The sequence below is a fragment of the Halomonas sp. H2 genome (genome assembly GCF_050215315.1).
Lineage (GTDB): Bacteria > Pseudomonadota > Gammaproteobacteria > Pseudomonadales > Halomonadaceae > Vreelandella.
This window is the reverse complement of sequence record NZ_CP189760.1, coordinates 1,827,642-1,842,199: the sequence shown is the minus strand read 5'-3', so window position 1 is coordinate 1,842,199 and position 14,558 is coordinate 1,827,642. Positions and strand designations below refer to the sequence as shown.

The window sequence follows — 14,558 nt, the reverse complement described above, 5'->3', positions numbered from 1 at the left end:
AACCCTTACAGGGAGCTTCATGCATTACCCTCCGCTTATTGTGTGGTTAGCCGTTTGTTTGATCGGGCTGTGCCTAGGCAGTTTTCTCAATGTGGTGATTACACGCCTGCCAGTGATGCTAATGCATCACTGGCGCAGCGAGGCGCGGGCTGCCTTGGAGCTTAGCGCGGAACACTCCCCACGCTTTAATTTGGCCACGCCTCCCTCACTATGCCCCCGCTGTGAAACCCCCATTGCCTGGCACGATAACCTTCCGCTTATTAGTTGGTTAAAACGTAGAGGACGCTGTGCCGCGTGCCAGACCACCATTAGCATTCAATACCCATTAGTGGAACTGGCCGGCGGCCTGCTTGCTTTAGCAGTATTGGCGTTGCAGGGCTTTAGCGCCGAGGCAGCGTTTATTTATGCCGCCTGCCTAATGCTGCTAGCGCTCGCCGTTATCGATTTTCGCACCCAACTGTTGCCCGATGTGATCACCCTACCGCTACTCTGGGCGGGGTTACTGTTCCAGCTACTCTTTCACCCACTTATGCTGCCGAGTGCGGTTATTGGCGCAATGGTGGGCTATCTTTCACTGTGGAGCTTTTATTGGCTGTTCAAACTGGTGACTGGCAAAGAGGGCATGGGCTTTGGCGACTTTAAGCTGTTAGCAGCGTTGGGCGCTTGGTTAGGATGGAGCTTTTTACCGCTTATTTTAATACTCTCCGCTGGACTGGGTGCCATTGTCGGCCTCATCGCGCAAACTTGCTTACCAAACTTACGCGGCCAAGCTCTGCCTTTTGGGCCTTTTCTTGCGCTCGCAGGCTGGGTGGGGTTGCTTGTCGGTGATGAGCTAATGGCGCTGTATCTCAACCTGCTTATATAAAGCTAAGATAAGCCATGTTAATTAAAGCTGTGTAAAATTAGCTATCTATAAATTTTTGCTATTTAAGGACCACAATGATTATCGGATTAACGGGCGGCATTGGGTCAGGTAAATCAACCGTTGCGCGCGCCTTTGAAACGCTTGGTGCCGCCTGGGTGGATGCTGATGATGTGGCCAGAGAAATCGTAGCACCTGGCGAACCGGCACTACTGACCATTAAAGCGCGCTTCGGGGATCGGGTAATCAACCACGATGGCAGCTTAAACCGTGCAGCGCTGCGTGAGATTGTATTTAACGACCCCAACCAGCGCCAGTGGCTTGAATCGGTCACTCACCCTACTATTAGAGAGCGCCTGCTGCAGCATTTAGAGCGACTTAAAGCCCAGGGCGCTCCTTATGTACTGTTGGTGTCGCCGCTACTATTTGAATCGGGTCAAAGTGCATTAGTGAGCCGCTGCATCGTTGTGGATGTGCCGCAAGCACTACAATTATCCAGAACCCAGCAGCGTGATGGGGTGAGTGAAAGTCAGGTGCATGCTATTCTCGCGGCCCAACTTTCCCGCGAGCAACGGTTAGCCAAGGCAGATGACGTGATAGATAATAGCAGTGACCACGAAAGCTTAATGAAGCAAGTGGCACAGCTTGATAAAAACTATCGTCGCCAGCTTAACGACTGAGGTATCGCGCCTGTTAACGCTATTGGAGTTTACTTATGACTCGCCCTGCAAACGATTCCCCCTTAGAGGTTAATTGCCCACAGTGTGCTAAGCCTGTGCCCTGGCTTCCCGAAAGCACTTACCGACCCTTCTGCAGTAAGCGCTGCCAGCTGCTGGATCTGGGCGCTTGGGCCGACGAATCGCACCGCATTTCAGGCGAATCCGCGATGGATGAAGCCGATATTGAGACGCTGCTGGCGCAAGCAGACAAGGATGCACCGCTCTCTTAACGAGACGCTAACTAGGGAGCCCTGACACTGACTATGGCCGATACACACGTTAACTCATCATCGCTATCGGCTTATCAGCTGCTGCTACAGTTGGAGCAGCAGTTTGACCATTTACTGGAAACGATAGAGGCAGCTGTCTCACTATATGAACGACAGCAACCCGCGACTTGGGTCTTTCACCAAACCACACCCACTCGCCATTGGCTACGCGAAGCGCTATTCGACATGTGGCATCAGCAAGACCAAGATGGGCGTGAAACGCGCAACTACATCGCCGTTGTGGCTTCTAACGACGAACTGCTTACCGCAATAGCCACGGTTAACCAAGCAAAGGCAAACTTTAGCGAGATGCTGCAAAACATAAAACAAGCCGCACCGCAGGCTTTAAGCGACGCTAAAAATCGCTTGCCACAGCGCCACCCTCACGTTAATGACGTGTTACGGCGCAATGGGCTGGCTAAATTACATCTCAAACAGAGCTGGCGGCAGCTGCCTATCGTACAAGCGCCGGTATCACGCGTTCGCTTTGCCTGGTATAGCAGCGGCCGGTCTATCAAACGATTAACCGTGCAAGAGGCAGAACATAAGCTTTTACAGCTTGATACCGACGCGCCGCATATTCGCATTCAACTACGTAAATTAGCCGATATTCCCAGCGGAGAAATACTCGCTCAAGTGCAGGCTCAGGCGCCGCTAATGCGGGCTAATCTATTTTTTACCGAGCCACTTGATGATGGGCATACCAGACGGGCACTGAATGCTGCTATGCCACTATTTTTACCTGCGTATGACCAGCGATTGCCTCACATCAACCTGCCTGAGCTGCAGCCCCCGACCACCCGCACACGCGCACGGCGCCGCGATGAGAAGCTAGAACAGGATGTATTCCTGCCTAGTTTGCGCGTTTACCGCTACCGATAGCCTTAGCCTAAAAGGTGGCTACCTCGCAGGCTTTTGTTACCAACCCAGCATGCATTAATGGTCAGAACTTTTAAGGCTGCTGGCTGCTAGGCACTTCATCCTGCTGCCATAAACCATAGCTGAGCAGCGTTTCTGCTAATTCGGCCAGATCGTATTGGGTTAGACCATAGGCGCTCACCAACGCTTCAAAGCGCTGTTTGAAAGCAATATCCTGCTCTTGCTGACGCTCTTTCTGCTTGGCTTCTACGTCATCTTTTTCTAACGCTGCAAGCGAACGTACCGGCGGACCTGTCGGTATATCAAAATCACTATTTGGATCGTCTAATTGTTGTAGAGCTTGCGCAAAGGCGTCATCTAGCTCACGAAACTTGCGCAGCTTCTCACGCTCATCTACCGGTTTTTGAACCTTTTGATATTTCATCGATGTTTCATTTACACCTTACTTGAAATGGTCGATATGACAGCCAACGTAGCATTTTTCGCAAAAAATCGTGCACAAACGCGTAAACTACCGAGCAAACTTTCTTTGCAATCCGATTGCCAGCATAAAGTCACCATCATTATGCATCTGGGGTGAAAAAGTGCAGCTACTAAGCACGGCTAGGCCAACGACAGCTGATTAGATTGGCGCAGCATCAATAATACCCAAAAGTAGCCTGAATACAGATCGAATTCTCAGCTGTGTGCTGAGCGTTTTCTTCATCAGCTAGGTTACCAACTTTAGCGCACTAGGAGAGTGCACTACAGGCGAGACAAGCACGACCTGTACGATTCACGCATGAGAGGCCAGATAATGTTCAACGCGATGACACGAGCTGAGACTGGCTACAGGATACACTTGATAAGCCACTTAGCAGCAGAAACCTTGCCAACCATATAGGATATTCGTCTTCTCAGGTTCGACGCCAATTCCATCACAGCTTTTTTCACCTAGCACCTAGCATGAACAGAGGCGCTTAGAGTGCGCAGGTATATTGCTGGCGCTGACTCCCCTTAATATAGCGCAAATTGCGCTACCTTGCGGGCACCATAATCACTCTTCTTTCTCAGGGGCATTTCAGCGCCGCTATCAATTAACACCACGTGACTTCCGGCAAGCTCTGAACCACGCTACACCAACCAATACCCAGTCACGGCCTCAATACGAAGATCGAAAACCAGTGGCCGCAAATGATTCTGATGCGCCTCTATAAAGCGCCTGAGCATATCAAGGGGCTGATGAAGCATTGAAGAATAGGTGAGCATACTGCAATAAAAAACCGGCATTTCTGCATAGAAATGCCAGCTATGAACTTACTTAGTCTTCCATGCGTACCAGCCAGGATTCGACGGCTTCATCGCCATGCTCATTTTTCCAGCTACGTAGACCTTTATGATTACCACCACGTGTTTCAATTACTTCGCCCGTTTTAGGGTTTTTGTAAATTTTAAGGCGACGCTTACGACGCACATTGCCATTCGCCGTGGTTTTAGTACTGCGCTGATCAGCAGCAGGATCCAATAATGCAATCACATCGCTCGGGCACTTGTCGAACTCCGTCATTAGCGCTTCAAGTTTGGCCTTGAACTCAAGCTCGCTTTTAAGACGCTGGTCGCCTTCTAAGCGCTGCAGGTCTTCTTGTAGCTGCTTTAACTGCTGCTCTTTTTGAATATATTCGTTAAGTAATGACATTGGGGTTCCTTTAGTATCGTATCCAACTGAACGGGGTCCAACTGGCTTAGGTGCTGACTGGACAACCATGGCACCCACTAGTTCAGAATGCTGGGACATTATTCCTGTAAAAAAGCTAACTGACAACAGTCTAGTTGATTTTTGCTCAATTACTATTCGTTTTTTAAAACCCAATTGCTATTTAAAAGTTTAAAGCGTAATTGCACATGATCGTTATACGAAGCTTTGGCGCTCAGCTACTACTTCACTAGCTCAGCTATTACAGTCGTTCAGCTATTACTTGGATTAAACTACTAAAAACAAAAGCGCCGCCCATAAGGGCGGCGCTTTTTACAAACCAATAACTAATACGTGATTAGTCTTGGCCCATTTGCTGCTTGATCAATTCACCGATAGTGGTCGGACCACCTGCTGCTTCCGGCTCTTGCTCACGCATTTTCTTAAGGTTTTGGCGCGTATCGTCTTGGTCTTTCGCTTTTACCGACAGATTAATCTGACGGCTCTTACGATCGACACTGACAATACGAGCTTCAACACTGTCACCTTCGTTCAGCACATTGCGCGCATCTTCTACACGATCAGCACTGATTTCAGAGGCTTTCAGCACGGCAACAACGTCGGTCGCCAGCTCAACCTGGGCTTCTTTAGCATCAACTTCAATGATACGACCCGTTACGATGCTGCCCTTGTCATTGACTGACAGGTATTCAGCAACAGGGTCGGAATCCATCTGTTTGATGCCCAGCGAGATACGCTCACGCTCTGGATCGATAGACAGGATAACCGCTTCTGCTTCGTCACCTTTCTTGAAACTGCGTACGGCTTCTTCGCCAGTATCAGACCAAGAGATGTCAGACAAGTGAACCAGACCGTCGATGCCACCTTCAAGGCCGATAAAGATACCGAAGTCAGTAATTGACTTAATGGTACCTGAAACGCGGTCGCCCTTGTTGTAATCAGTGTTGAAGGTTTCCCATGGGTTAGCGGTGCACTGCTTGATACCCAGAGAAATACGACGACGCTCTTCGTCGATATCCAACACCATGACGTCAACATCATCGCCCACTTGAACGACTTTAGACGGATGGATGTTTTTGTTAGTCCAGTCCATTTCAGACACGTGAACCAGACCTTCAACACCCTCTTCTAGCTCGGCAAAGCAGCCGTAGTCAGTCAGATTAGTGACGACAGCGTGCACTTTCATGCCTTCCGGGTAACGTTCTTTGATGTTGACCCACGGATCTTCGCCCAACTGCTTCAGACCCAGTGAAACGCGGTTGCGCTCGCGGTCAAACTTCAGCACTTTGACATTGATCTCGTCACCAACAGCAACGATTTCGGACGGATGCTTGATACGCTTCCAAGCCATGTCAGTGATGTGCAGCAAGCCATCAACGCCACCCAGATCAACGAAAGCACCGTAGTCTGTCAGGTTCTTAACGATACCCTTGATTTGCTGACCTTCTTGCAGAGTAGCCAGCAGCGCTTCGCGCTCGGCACTGTTCTCTGCTTCCAGAACCGCACGACGTGATACCACCACGTTGTTGCGCTTTGGATCGAGCTTGATGACTTTAAAGTCCAGCTCTTTATTTTCCAGGTGCGCAGTGTCGCGAACTGGACGAACGTCAACCAACGAGCCAGGCAAGAAGGCACGGATAGAGTCAACTTCGACTGTGAAGCCGCCTTTAACTTTACCGTTGATAACACCCTTGATGACTTCGTCTTTCTCGAAGGCAGCTTCCAGAATCTTCCAAGCTTCAGCACGCTTGGCTTTTTCACGGGACAGACGCGTCTCACCGAAACCATCTTCCACGGCTTCAAGTGCAACGTGCACGTCGTCACCGATAGCGATGTTCAGATTACCGTGTTCATCGCGGAATTGTGACGCCGGGATCTGACCTTCAGATTTCAGACCAGCGTTGACAGTAACCCAGTCACCGTCAATGTCGACAACTTGAGCCGCGACAATGGCGCCTGGCTCCATGTTGATGTCGTTAAGAGACTGTTCAAACAGATCAGCAAAGCTTTCGCTCATGGTGTTCCTACGTAATTACGTTGTTGAGGCATAAATGCCTTCTCCGCACCACTAGCAAGTGCGGGCCTAATGTCACTCAGCCTTCGGGGGTGTTAACGCTAGTTAGACCTGACCGGGCTCACCGATGTGAGTTTAGTGCCCTGCCACGTCGTGACACCTATCCAAAAGCGCCGCAAGGGTGAATCATACGCCGCTTACCAGCCCTCTTTGGGCGAGTAGTTCGGTCAGTCGTTCAACCACTTCCGGTATGCTCAGACGCGTGGTATCAAGCGTAATGGCATCATCTGCCGGCTTGAGAGGAGCCACGCTGCGCTGCGTGTCGCGTGCATCGCGTGCCTGAATCTCCTTTAAAAGACTCGAAAGACTAGCACTCACCCCGGCTTCCTGCAACTGCAGATAGCGTCGATGCGCACGCTCGTCGGCACTCGCCGTTAAAAAAATCTTCAGCGGCGCGTCGGGAAATACTACGGTGCCCATGTCACGACCGTCAGCAACCAACCCCGGCGCTTGGCAAAAAGCGCGCTGGCGCTGCAGCAATGCTTGGCGCACCGCAGGCAATGCCGCCACTTGAGAAGCACGCTCACCGGCTTGCTCAGTACGGATCAGTTGACCGACATCTTCACCTTCGAGCAGCGTGCGGGGCCGCCCCTCTTCCACCGGAAATGCCACATCTAGCTGTTGAGCCAAACGCGCCAATGCCGCTTCGTTGTCTACTGCAACGTTGTGTTTAACCGCTGCTTGGGCGGTCAGTCGATACAGCGCCCCGCTATCCAACAAGTGCCAACCTAGCCGCTCTGCCACTAAACCGCTAATAGTGCCTTTACCGGCGCCGCCGGGGCCATCGATGGTGAGAACGGGAACAGCAGCAGCGCAATCACTCATGCGCGCCCTCCACGCTAACACCCATGCCAATGCGCGTTGCTAGCGCTACGAAATCAGGAAACGAGGTGGCCACATTGGCGCAGTCCTCAATGACGATCTCATCGCTTGCACGCAGCGACGCAATGGCAAACGCCATCGCAATACGGTGATCGCCCAAGCTATCGACACGTCCGCCGCCGTAGCTGGCTTTTTGTGCATCGCCATTGCCGACAATATCAATACCGTCTTCGACCACGCTGTGCTGCACACCTAAAATAGCTAAGCCATCCGCCATGGCCTGAAGGCGGTCCGACTCTTTGACACGTAGCTCTTCCGCGCCTCGCAGCCGGGTGACACCTTCAGCATTGGCCGCGGCGATAAACAGCGCGGGAAATTCGTCAATGGCTAGCGGCACCTGATCGACAGGGATATCAATCCCTTTGAGCGGCACGTAGCGAATACGAATATCGGCTACCGGCTCACCGCCTACTTCGCGTTCATTGTCTAACGCCAAATCAGCGCCCATCAGGGTAAGAATATTAATCACACCAATGCGAGTGGGGTTAATACCCACGTGTTCGAGAGTAATATCTGAGCCTGGAGTAATCGCGGCAGCTACCAGAAAGAAGGTCGCTGAGGAAATATCAGAGGGCACATCAATCGACCCCGCCGTCAGTTTACCGCCACCCTGAAGCCAGCAGGTATCGCCTTCGCGGGAAACCGCATAGCCAAAACCATTCAGCATACGCTCGCTATGGTCACGGGTCGGTGCAGGCTCGCGCACCCGAGTTTCGCCTTCGGCGTACAGCCCTGCCAACAGCAGGCAGGATTTGACCTGAGCACTGGCCATGGGCATATCGTAATCAATGCCTTTAAGGGCAGCCCCGCCACGAATTTTTAGCGGTGGGCGACCACCCTCAGCGGTATCAATCGTAGCTCCCATCAATCGCAGCGGGTCAGCCACACGCCCCATAGGGCGCTTAGTCAGCGATTCATCGCCGGTCAACTCGCTGTCAAAGGCTTGACCGGCGAGCAGCCCTGAAAACAGCCGCATAGCAGTGCCCGAATTACCCACGTAGAGCGGGCCAGCGGGCGCTTTTAAGCCATGCATACCCACACCGTGAATGGTAACCTTGCCCTGATGCGGCCCTTCAATCGCCACGCCCATTTCACGAAACGCCTGCAAGGTCGCCAGACTGTCTTCGCCTTCCAAAAAGCCTTTCACCTCTGTCACACCTTCCGCCAGCGCACTCAACATAATAGAGCGGTGCGACATCGATTTATCGCCAGGTACGCGCAAACGTCCCTGTGCTTGACCGCCCGGCTGCACACGGTAGGTGACTTTACCTTGTGGTTGCATATGATATTCCGCCTGGTAACTGGTTTTGTTCAATAAAGAGTCGAAATAGTGGCGGGCATGGCTCGCCCGGTCAAAAGTGGCAATCAGCGCATCGCTGTCACCGGTCTCCACCGCTTGGCGCAGACGGGCAAGCCCCGCCTCAAAATCATTCAGCGAGGCTAACACCGCCTGCTTATTGGCGATGAAAATATCCCGCCACATCACCGGGTCGCTACCCGCGATACGGGTAAAGTCGCGAAAACCGCCCGCAGCGTAGCGAAAGATGTCCAGCCGCTCATCTTGCCGGGCTAGCGTATCTACCAGTGAAAATGCCAGCAAATGGGGAAGATGACTGGTACGTGCCAACACTTGGTCATGCCGCTCTACGCCCATTTCCAACACCTCTGCACCACAGGCCTGCCAAAGGCTGCGCACACGCTGCAGAGCGTTAGGTTCAACGTTCGGCTCAGGGGTGAGAATTACCTTGTGATCGACATACAGGCGTGGACTTGCCGCCGCGACACCGCTTTTTTCTGAACCGGCAATCGGATGCCCAAGCACCATATTAGCGGGCACCTGACCAAACACACGCTGAGCGCAAGCCCGAATAGTGGCTTTGGTACTGCCCACATCGGTGATAACCACATTGGCAGCAGCGAAAGGCAGCGCATCAACCAGGGCTGTCATAACGCTCTCCATGGCGAGCACCGGCACCGCCAGCACCACCATGCTAGCGTCATTTACTTGCTCAGTAAGGTGGGCACCGCCTGAATCGATCAGCCCCATTTCAATACCGCGAGCAATCTCACCTTCGTCAGGATCACAGGCAACTATTTGCCCTTGAAACCCTGCCACGCGCAGCGCGGCCGCTAGCGAACCACCAATTAATCCCAAGCCAACAATCAGTAAGCGAGGTTCATGACAGCGAGACTTTTCTACGCACTCTGTCGTCATCAACGTCACAGCACGCCCACAGGGTAGGAACCCAATACACGCAAGTCCGCCGCACACAGCCTTACCTCTTCAAGTACCGCAGCGACCTTAGGCTCATCACGATGGCCTTTAAAATCGATAAAAAAGACGTAGTTCCACACGCCGGTACGCGAAGGCCGCGTTTCAAGGCGGGTTAGATCAATCTGGTGGCGATGAAACGGCTCCAATAAAGCATGAAGCGTCCCCGGCTGGTTACGCATAGCGACCACAATCGAGGTTTTGTCCTCTCCCGCCATAGGCACGTCTTGATTACCAATAATCAAAAATCGCGTGGAGTTATCTGGGCTGTCTTCAATTTTTTCAGCGATATGCTCAAGGCCATAAAGCTTAGCCGCCATATCACCCGCAATCGCCGCGCTGTGCCACTCGGTTTTCACCAGTTTGGCGGCTTCAGCATTAGAGGAAACCGGCACGCGTTCAGCATGGGGAAAATGCGCATCCAGCCACTTGCGGCACTGGGCAAAAGACTGCGGGTGCGAATAGATACGCGAGACTTTATCGCGGCGAGTGGTTTCACTCACCAATAGATGGTGGTGAATACGTAACACCACCTCGCCACAAATTTTAATCGATGAGTCCATAAAGGTATCCAGGGTGTGGTTAACCACCCCTTCGGTGGAGTTTTCCACCGGCACAACGCCGTAGCGCACGGCGCCCGCCTCTACCTCACGAAATACCTCGTCGATTGCCGCCATGGGCAGGCTTACGGCGCTTTCACCAAAATGCTTGAGGGCAGCCTGCTGAGTAAAGGTACCCTCAGGGCCTAGGTAAGCCACTTTAACCGGCTGTTCAAGTGCCAAACACGCCGACATAATTTCACGAAATAAGCGCGCCATCTCTTCTGAATCGAGCGGCCCTTTGTTCAACGCCATAATGCGGCGTAGTACCTGCGCCTCTCGTTCAGGGCGGTAGAACACTGCATCTTTATCTTCGGCCAACTTTACGTGCGCCACTTGCTGGGCGCAGTTGGCACGCTCGCTGATCAGATTCAGAATATCGCTATCGAGCTGATCGATACGCTGGCGCAGCTCATCCAGATTGATCGACGTGTCGGACATGGTGTTGTTAGCCTCTTGTTTGTTCAAAATCAGCCATGAACGCAATCAGCACATCTACCGCTGACTCAGGCACCGCGTTATATAGGCTGGCGCGCATTCCGCCGACGCTGCGGTGGCCTTTTAAATTAAGCAGCCCCGCCGCATCGGCTTGTTGCAAGAACGTCTTATCCAGCGCCGCATCGGCTAATACAAAAGGCACGTTCATCCGCGAACGATTGTGCTTAGCAATCGGGTTGCTATAAAACTCACTGGCATCAATCGCGGCGTAGAGCTTATCGGCTTTACGCTGATTGATAGCATCCATCGCCGCCAACCCGCCGATATCGTCTTTCAGCCACTCAAACACCAGCCCCGCTAGGTACCATGCGTACGTCGGGGGCGTATTAACCATAGAACCGGCATCCGCCAGCATCTGGTAGTCAAACAGCGAAGGCGTATTGGCCTGGGCTTTGCCTAGCAGATCGTCACGCACAACCACCAGCGTTAGACCCGCAGGCCCAATATTTTTCTGTGCACCGGCATAGATAACGCCAAAATCGCTAACATCGATTGGCCCGGAGAGAATATTCGACGACATATCGCACACCAACGGCACACTAGCGCCGTCAGCACGCTGAACATGAGGCGTATAGTCAAACTCCAAACCGCCGATGGTTTCGTTGGACGTGTAATGCAGGTAGGCGGCATCGTCGCTTATCTCAACAGAGTCGCGCGCGGGCACCGCCATATGGCCGTTAGGCTCACTGCTAGCGGCAATATGGCAGTCAAAACCAAGGTGCTTGGCTTCACTCAGCGCTTTCTTACCCCAGATACCTGTCTGAATAAAGTTGGCGCGACCGCCCTGGCCCAGCAGATTCATCGGCAGCATGGCGAACTGCATACTGGCGCCGCCCTGCAAAAACAGCACTTTATAGTTATCGGGCACACCTAGCAGCTGACGGAAATTTGCCTCCGCTTGCTTGGCAATGGCGATAAATTCATCGCTGCGGTGGCTCATTTCCATGACAGAAAGGCCGCGCCCCTGGTAGTCCAGCAGCTCTTCGCGGGCGCGCTCAAGCACAGCGACTGGCAGGGCCGCGGGCCCTGCGCAGAAATTATAGTGACGTGTCATCAGTCCCCGGTTCCTGTGCGTCATCGGATGTTTCGTTCGTCTGGACATGCTCAAGGCTGCTTTCTTCAAGACCGCTTGGCTCATCGCTCTCTTCGGGCTCGTCGACGCGTACCGTCTTGACCAGCTTCTCTTCTTTGCCCAAGCGAATCAGCATGACGCCTTGGGTATTACGCGACGTGGTAGAAACCTCTTCCACACGGGTACGCACCAGCGTGCCGCGGTCAGTGATCAGCATCATTTCATCGCTGTCGTAAACCTGCATCGCCGCCACCAGCGAACCGTTACGTTCACTGGTTTGCATGGCTATCACGCCCTGGCCACCGCGGCCACGTAGCGGGAACGCTTCCAGCCGCGTGCGCTTGCCGTAACCATTTTCACTGGCGGTCATGATATAGATCTGGCCATCAGCCGTTTCGGACACCACGCTCTCTTGGTTGGTATCCTGCGCTTCACTTTCGGCATCCGCCTCGGCGTCGATCTGCTGGCTCTTGGGAATAATCAGACTGATCACTTCCGCATCACTGGTCAGGCGCATACCGCGCACGCCGCGAGCAGTACGCCCCATGGCGCGAGCTTTGCCCTCTTCAAAACGAATCGCCTTGCCGTTAGACGACAGCAGCATGGCATGGTCATTACCGGTGGTAATCGCCGCACCCACTAAGCGGTCGCCCTCTTCAAGGTCAATCGCAATCAGACCTACGCTGCGCGGCCGAGAGAACTGCTCAAGGCTAGTCCGCTTGACAGTGCCTTTGGCCGTAGCAAAGAAGATGTAGTTATCGGGGTTGTAGTCGCGCACCGGCAAGATGGCGTTAACCGCCTCACCCTCTTCCAGCGGCAGCATATTGACCAGCGGTTTACCGCGAGAACCACGGCTGGCGTTGGGCATTTCATACACTTTCAGCCAGTACACCTTGCCGCGATTAGAGAACAGCAGCACGGTGTCATGAGTAGAGGCTACCAGCAGGTGCTCAATGACATCTTCGTCTTTCATTGCGGTGGCAGACTTACCTCGACCGCCCCGACGCTGAGCCTGATAATCCGACAACGGCTGTGTCTTGGCGTAACCGGAACGCGACACGGTTACCACCATGTCTTCTTCGGCGATCAAGTCTTCAATGGAGAGATCCAGATGGCTGGCCTGAATTTCCGTGCGACGGTCATCGCCAAACTGATCACGCACCGCGTGCAGCTCTTCGCGGATGACTTCCATCAAGCGGTCGGCAGATGCCAGAATCTCGGTAAGCTCGGCGATCTTCTCGAGGATAGAGAGGTATTCATCAAGTAGCTTCTCTGTCTCAAGACCCGTTAAGCGGTGCAAGCGTAGCTCAAGAATCGCCTGCGCCTGAGCAGGTGACAGCCGGTAGGAAGTCGCTTCAGTATTTAAGCCAAAGCCCTCTTCCAGTTCTTCAGGCTTGCAAGAGGTCGCCCCAGCCCGATCCAACATGGCGGTCACTTGCCCTGGCTGCCAGGTTTTGGCCAGCAGCTTTTCACGCGCTTCTGCCGCGTTGGGCGAGGCTTTGATCAGCTCAATCACTTCATCGATATTCGAGATAGCGACCGCCAAGCCTTCCAGCAGATGGCCACGCTCACGGGCTTTTTTCAGCTCATACAGCGTGCGCCGAGTAACCACTTCGCGGCGGTGGCGAATAAAAGCTTCCAGCATCTCTTTAAGATTGAGGATACGTGGCTGGCCGTTTTCCAGCGCCACCATGTTAATCCCGAACACATTTTGCAGCTGCGTCTGGGCAAACAGATTATTAACCACTACTTCGCCGGACTCACCGCGCTTGATTTCAATCACCACACGCAGGCCGTCTTTGTCCGACTCATCGCGCAGTTCGGCGATGCCTTCGATTTTCTTGTCTTTCACTAGCTCAGCGATCTTCTCAATCAACCGCGCCTTGTTCACCTGATAAGGCAGCTCGGTGATGATGATGTGATCGCGACCGGTTTTGTCGTGGTGCTCAATGGTGTGGCAAGCGCGCACATAAATACGTCCACGGCCTGTGCGATACGCCGACAAAATGCCCGCACGGCCATTAATGATCGCGCCGGTGGGGAAATCAGGGCCGGGGATGTACTCCATCAAGTCATCCACCGTCAGCGTGTAGTCGTCGATTAACGCCAAACAGCCGTCAATCACTTCACGCATATTGTGCGGTGGAATATTGGTCGCCATACCGACCGCAATACCCGAAGAACCGTTAATCAGCAGATTGGGTACTTTAGTGGGCAATACGGCGGGAATACGCTCTGTACCGTCGTAGTTATCGACCCAGTCGACGGTTTCCTTCTCAAGGTCAGCGAGCAGCTCATGAGAGAGGCGCGCCATGCGCACCTCGGTATACCGCATGGCCGCCGCATTATCCCCATCAATAGAACCGAAGTTACCTTGGCCGTCGACCAGCACATGGCGCATCGAGAAGTGCTGCGCCATACGTACGATAGTGTCGTAAACCGCGCTATCGCCGTGCGGATGGTATTTACCGATGACATCGCCGACGACACGCGCCGACTTCTTGTACGGTTTATTCCAGTCATTACTCAGCTCATGCATGGCAAACAGCACACGCCGGTGAACTGGTTTAAGGCCATCCCGCACATCAGGAAGCGCGCGGCCGATAATGACGCTCATCGCATAGTCGAGGTACGACTGTTTGAGCTCGTCTTCAATATTGACGGGCAAGATTTCTCTGGCGATGTCACCCATGAAAGTCAGATCCTTTGCACTGCATTGGCACTGCGAGAGTTGAAAGC

The 14,558-nt window shown here is 53.2% G+C and carries 13 protein-coding genes; 5 read left to right on the top strand and 8 right to left on the bottom strand.

Annotated features, from left to right (window positions below):
• Positions 1-19: 19 nt before the first annotated feature.
• From ACQE2I_RS08475 to ACQE2I_RS08460, 4 genes are all read left to right on the top strand, one after another.
• Positions 20-865, top strand: coding sequence for a prepilin peptidase (locus ACQE2I_RS08475; protein WP_427031184.1), 846 nt, complete (start codon positions 20-22; stop codon positions 863-865).
• 74 nt (positions 866-939) lie between these two features.
• Entirely contained in the window at positions 940-1,542 is a 603-nt protein-coding gene (gene coaE / locus ACQE2I_RS08470; RefSeq protein ID WP_427031183.1) for a dephospho-CoA kinase, read from the top strand.
• Between the two features lie 35 nt (positions 1,543-1,577).
• Positions 1,578-1,811 (top strand): DNA gyrase inhibitor YacG, encoded by a 234-nt coding sequence (gene yacG / locus ACQE2I_RS08465; protein ID WP_308322934.1) that lies wholly within the window; start codon positions 1,578-1,580, stop codon positions 1,809-1,811.
• Between the two features lie 33 nt (positions 1,812-1,844).
• A complete protein-coding gene (locus ACQE2I_RS08460; RefSeq protein ID WP_427031182.1) occupies positions 1,845-2,732 on the top strand; it encodes a DNA replication terminus site-binding protein in 888 nt (295 codons plus the stop codon).
• Positions 2,733-2,802: 70 nt separating this feature from the next.
• On the opposite strand, the gene ACQE2I_RS08455 is transcribed toward ACQE2I_RS08460, so the two are convergent.
• Positions 2,803-3,153: a hypothetical protein gene (locus ACQE2I_RS08455; protein ID WP_427031181.1), complete on the bottom strand. Its 351-nt coding sequence runs from the start codon at positions 3,151-3,153 to the stop codon at positions 2,803-2,805.
• Between the two features lie 553 nt (positions 3,154-3,706).
• Between ACQE2I_RS08455 and ACQE2I_RS08450 the strand changes: the two genes are divergently transcribed.
• Positions 3,707-3,925, top strand: a complete 219-nt coding sequence (locus tag ACQE2I_RS08450; protein ID WP_427031180.1) for an AraC family transcriptional regulator — start codon at positions 3,707-3,709, stop codon at positions 3,923-3,925.
• 104 nt (positions 3,926-4,029) lie between these two features.
• Here the strand turns inward: ACQE2I_RS08450 and ACQE2I_RS08445 are convergent, their stop codons facing one another.
• The 7 genes from ACQE2I_RS08445 to gyrA form a co-directional block, all read right to left on the bottom strand.
• Positions 4,030-4,404, bottom strand: a complete 375-nt coding sequence (locus ACQE2I_RS08445; RefSeq protein WP_427031179.1) for a histone-like nucleoid-structuring protein, MvaT/MvaU family — start codon at positions 4,402-4,404, stop codon at positions 4,030-4,032.
• A 355-nt stretch (positions 4,405-4,759) separates the two neighbouring features.
• Positions 4,760-6,439, bottom strand: a complete 1,680-nt coding sequence (gene rpsA / locus ACQE2I_RS08440) for a 30S ribosomal protein S1 (protein WP_427031178.1) — start codon at positions 6,437-6,439, stop codon at positions 4,760-4,762.
• A 183-nt stretch (positions 6,440-6,622) separates the two neighbouring features.
• On the bottom strand, positions 6,623-7,321 hold the full coding sequence (gene cmk / locus ACQE2I_RS08435; RefSeq protein ID WP_427031176.1) for a (d)CMP kinase: 699 nt from the start codon (positions 7,319-7,321) through the stop codon (positions 6,623-6,625).
• Positions 7,314-9,593: a bifunctional prephenate dehydrogenase/3-phosphoshikimate 1-carboxyvinyltransferase gene (locus ACQE2I_RS08430; RefSeq protein WP_427031174.1), complete on the bottom strand. Its 2,280-nt coding sequence runs from the start codon at positions 9,591-9,593 to the stop codon at positions 7,314-7,316. Before ACQE2I_RS08430 ends, cmk begins: the two co-directional genes overlap by 8 nt.
• A gap of 5 nt (positions 9,594-9,598) precedes the next feature.
• Entirely contained in the window at positions 9,599-10,690 is a 1,092-nt protein-coding gene (pheA, locus tag ACQE2I_RS08425; RefSeq protein ID WP_427031173.1) for a prephenate dehydratase, read from the bottom strand.
• Positions 10,691-10,697: 7 nt separating this feature from the next.
• Positions 10,698-11,801: a 3-phosphoserine/phosphohydroxythreonine transaminase gene (gene serC, locus ACQE2I_RS08420; RefSeq protein ID WP_427031172.1), complete on the bottom strand. Its 1,104-nt coding sequence runs from the start codon at positions 11,799-11,801 to the stop codon at positions 10,698-10,700.
• Positions 11,785-14,511 (bottom strand): DNA gyrase subunit A, encoded by a 2,727-nt coding sequence (gene gyrA, locus ACQE2I_RS08415; RefSeq protein ID WP_427031170.1) that lies wholly within the window; start codon positions 14,509-14,511, stop codon positions 11,785-11,787. The genes serC and gyrA overlap by 17 nt, the downstream gene beginning before the upstream one ends.
• Between the last annotated feature and the right edge of the window lie 47 nt (positions 14,512-14,558).

Bases quoted from the DNA above. Each gene is read 5' to 3' on its own strand.
- ACQE2I_RS08475 (WP_427031184.1), top strand. From the start codon at position 20: ATGCATTACCCTCCGCTTATTGTGTGGTTAGCCGTTTGTTTGATCGGG.
- coaE (WP_427031183.1), top strand. From the start codon at position 940: ATGATTATCGGATTAACGGGCGGCATTGGGTCAGGTAAATCAACCGTT.
- yacG (WP_308322934.1), top strand. From the start codon at position 1,578: ATGACTCGCCCTGCAAACGATTCCCCCTTAGAGGTTAATTGCCCACAG.
- ACQE2I_RS08460 (WP_427031182.1), top strand. From the start codon at position 1,845: ATGGCCGATACACACGTTAACTCATCATCGCTATCGGCTTATCAGCTG.
- ACQE2I_RS08455 (WP_427031181.1), bottom strand. From the start codon at position 3,153: ATGAAATATCAAAAGGTTCAAAAACCGGTAGATGAGCGTGAGAAGCTG.
- ACQE2I_RS08445 (WP_427031179.1), bottom strand. From the start codon at position 4,404: ATGTCATTACTTAACGAATATATTCAAAAAGAGCAGCAGTTAAAGCAG.
- rpsA (WP_427031178.1), bottom strand. From the start codon at position 6,439: ATGAGCGAAAGCTTTGCTGATCTGTTTGAACAGTCTCTTAACGACATC.
- cmk (WP_427031176.1), bottom strand. From the start codon at position 7,321: ATGAGTGATTGCGCTGCTGCTGTTCCCGTTCTCACCATCGATGGCCCC.
- ACQE2I_RS08430 (WP_427031174.1), bottom strand. From the start codon at position 9,593: ATGACGACAGAGTGCGTAGAAAAGTCTCGCTGTCATGAACCTCGCTTA.
- pheA (WP_427031173.1), bottom strand. From the start codon at position 10,690: ATGTCCGACACGTCGATCAATCTGGATGAGCTGCGCCAGCGTATCGAT.
- serC (WP_427031172.1), bottom strand. From the start codon at position 11,801: ATGACACGTCACTATAATTTCTGCGCAGGGCCCGCGGCCCTGCCAGTC.
- gyrA (WP_427031170.1), bottom strand. From the start codon at position 14,511: ATGGGTGACATCGCCAGAGAAATCTTGCCCGTCAATATTGAAGACGAG.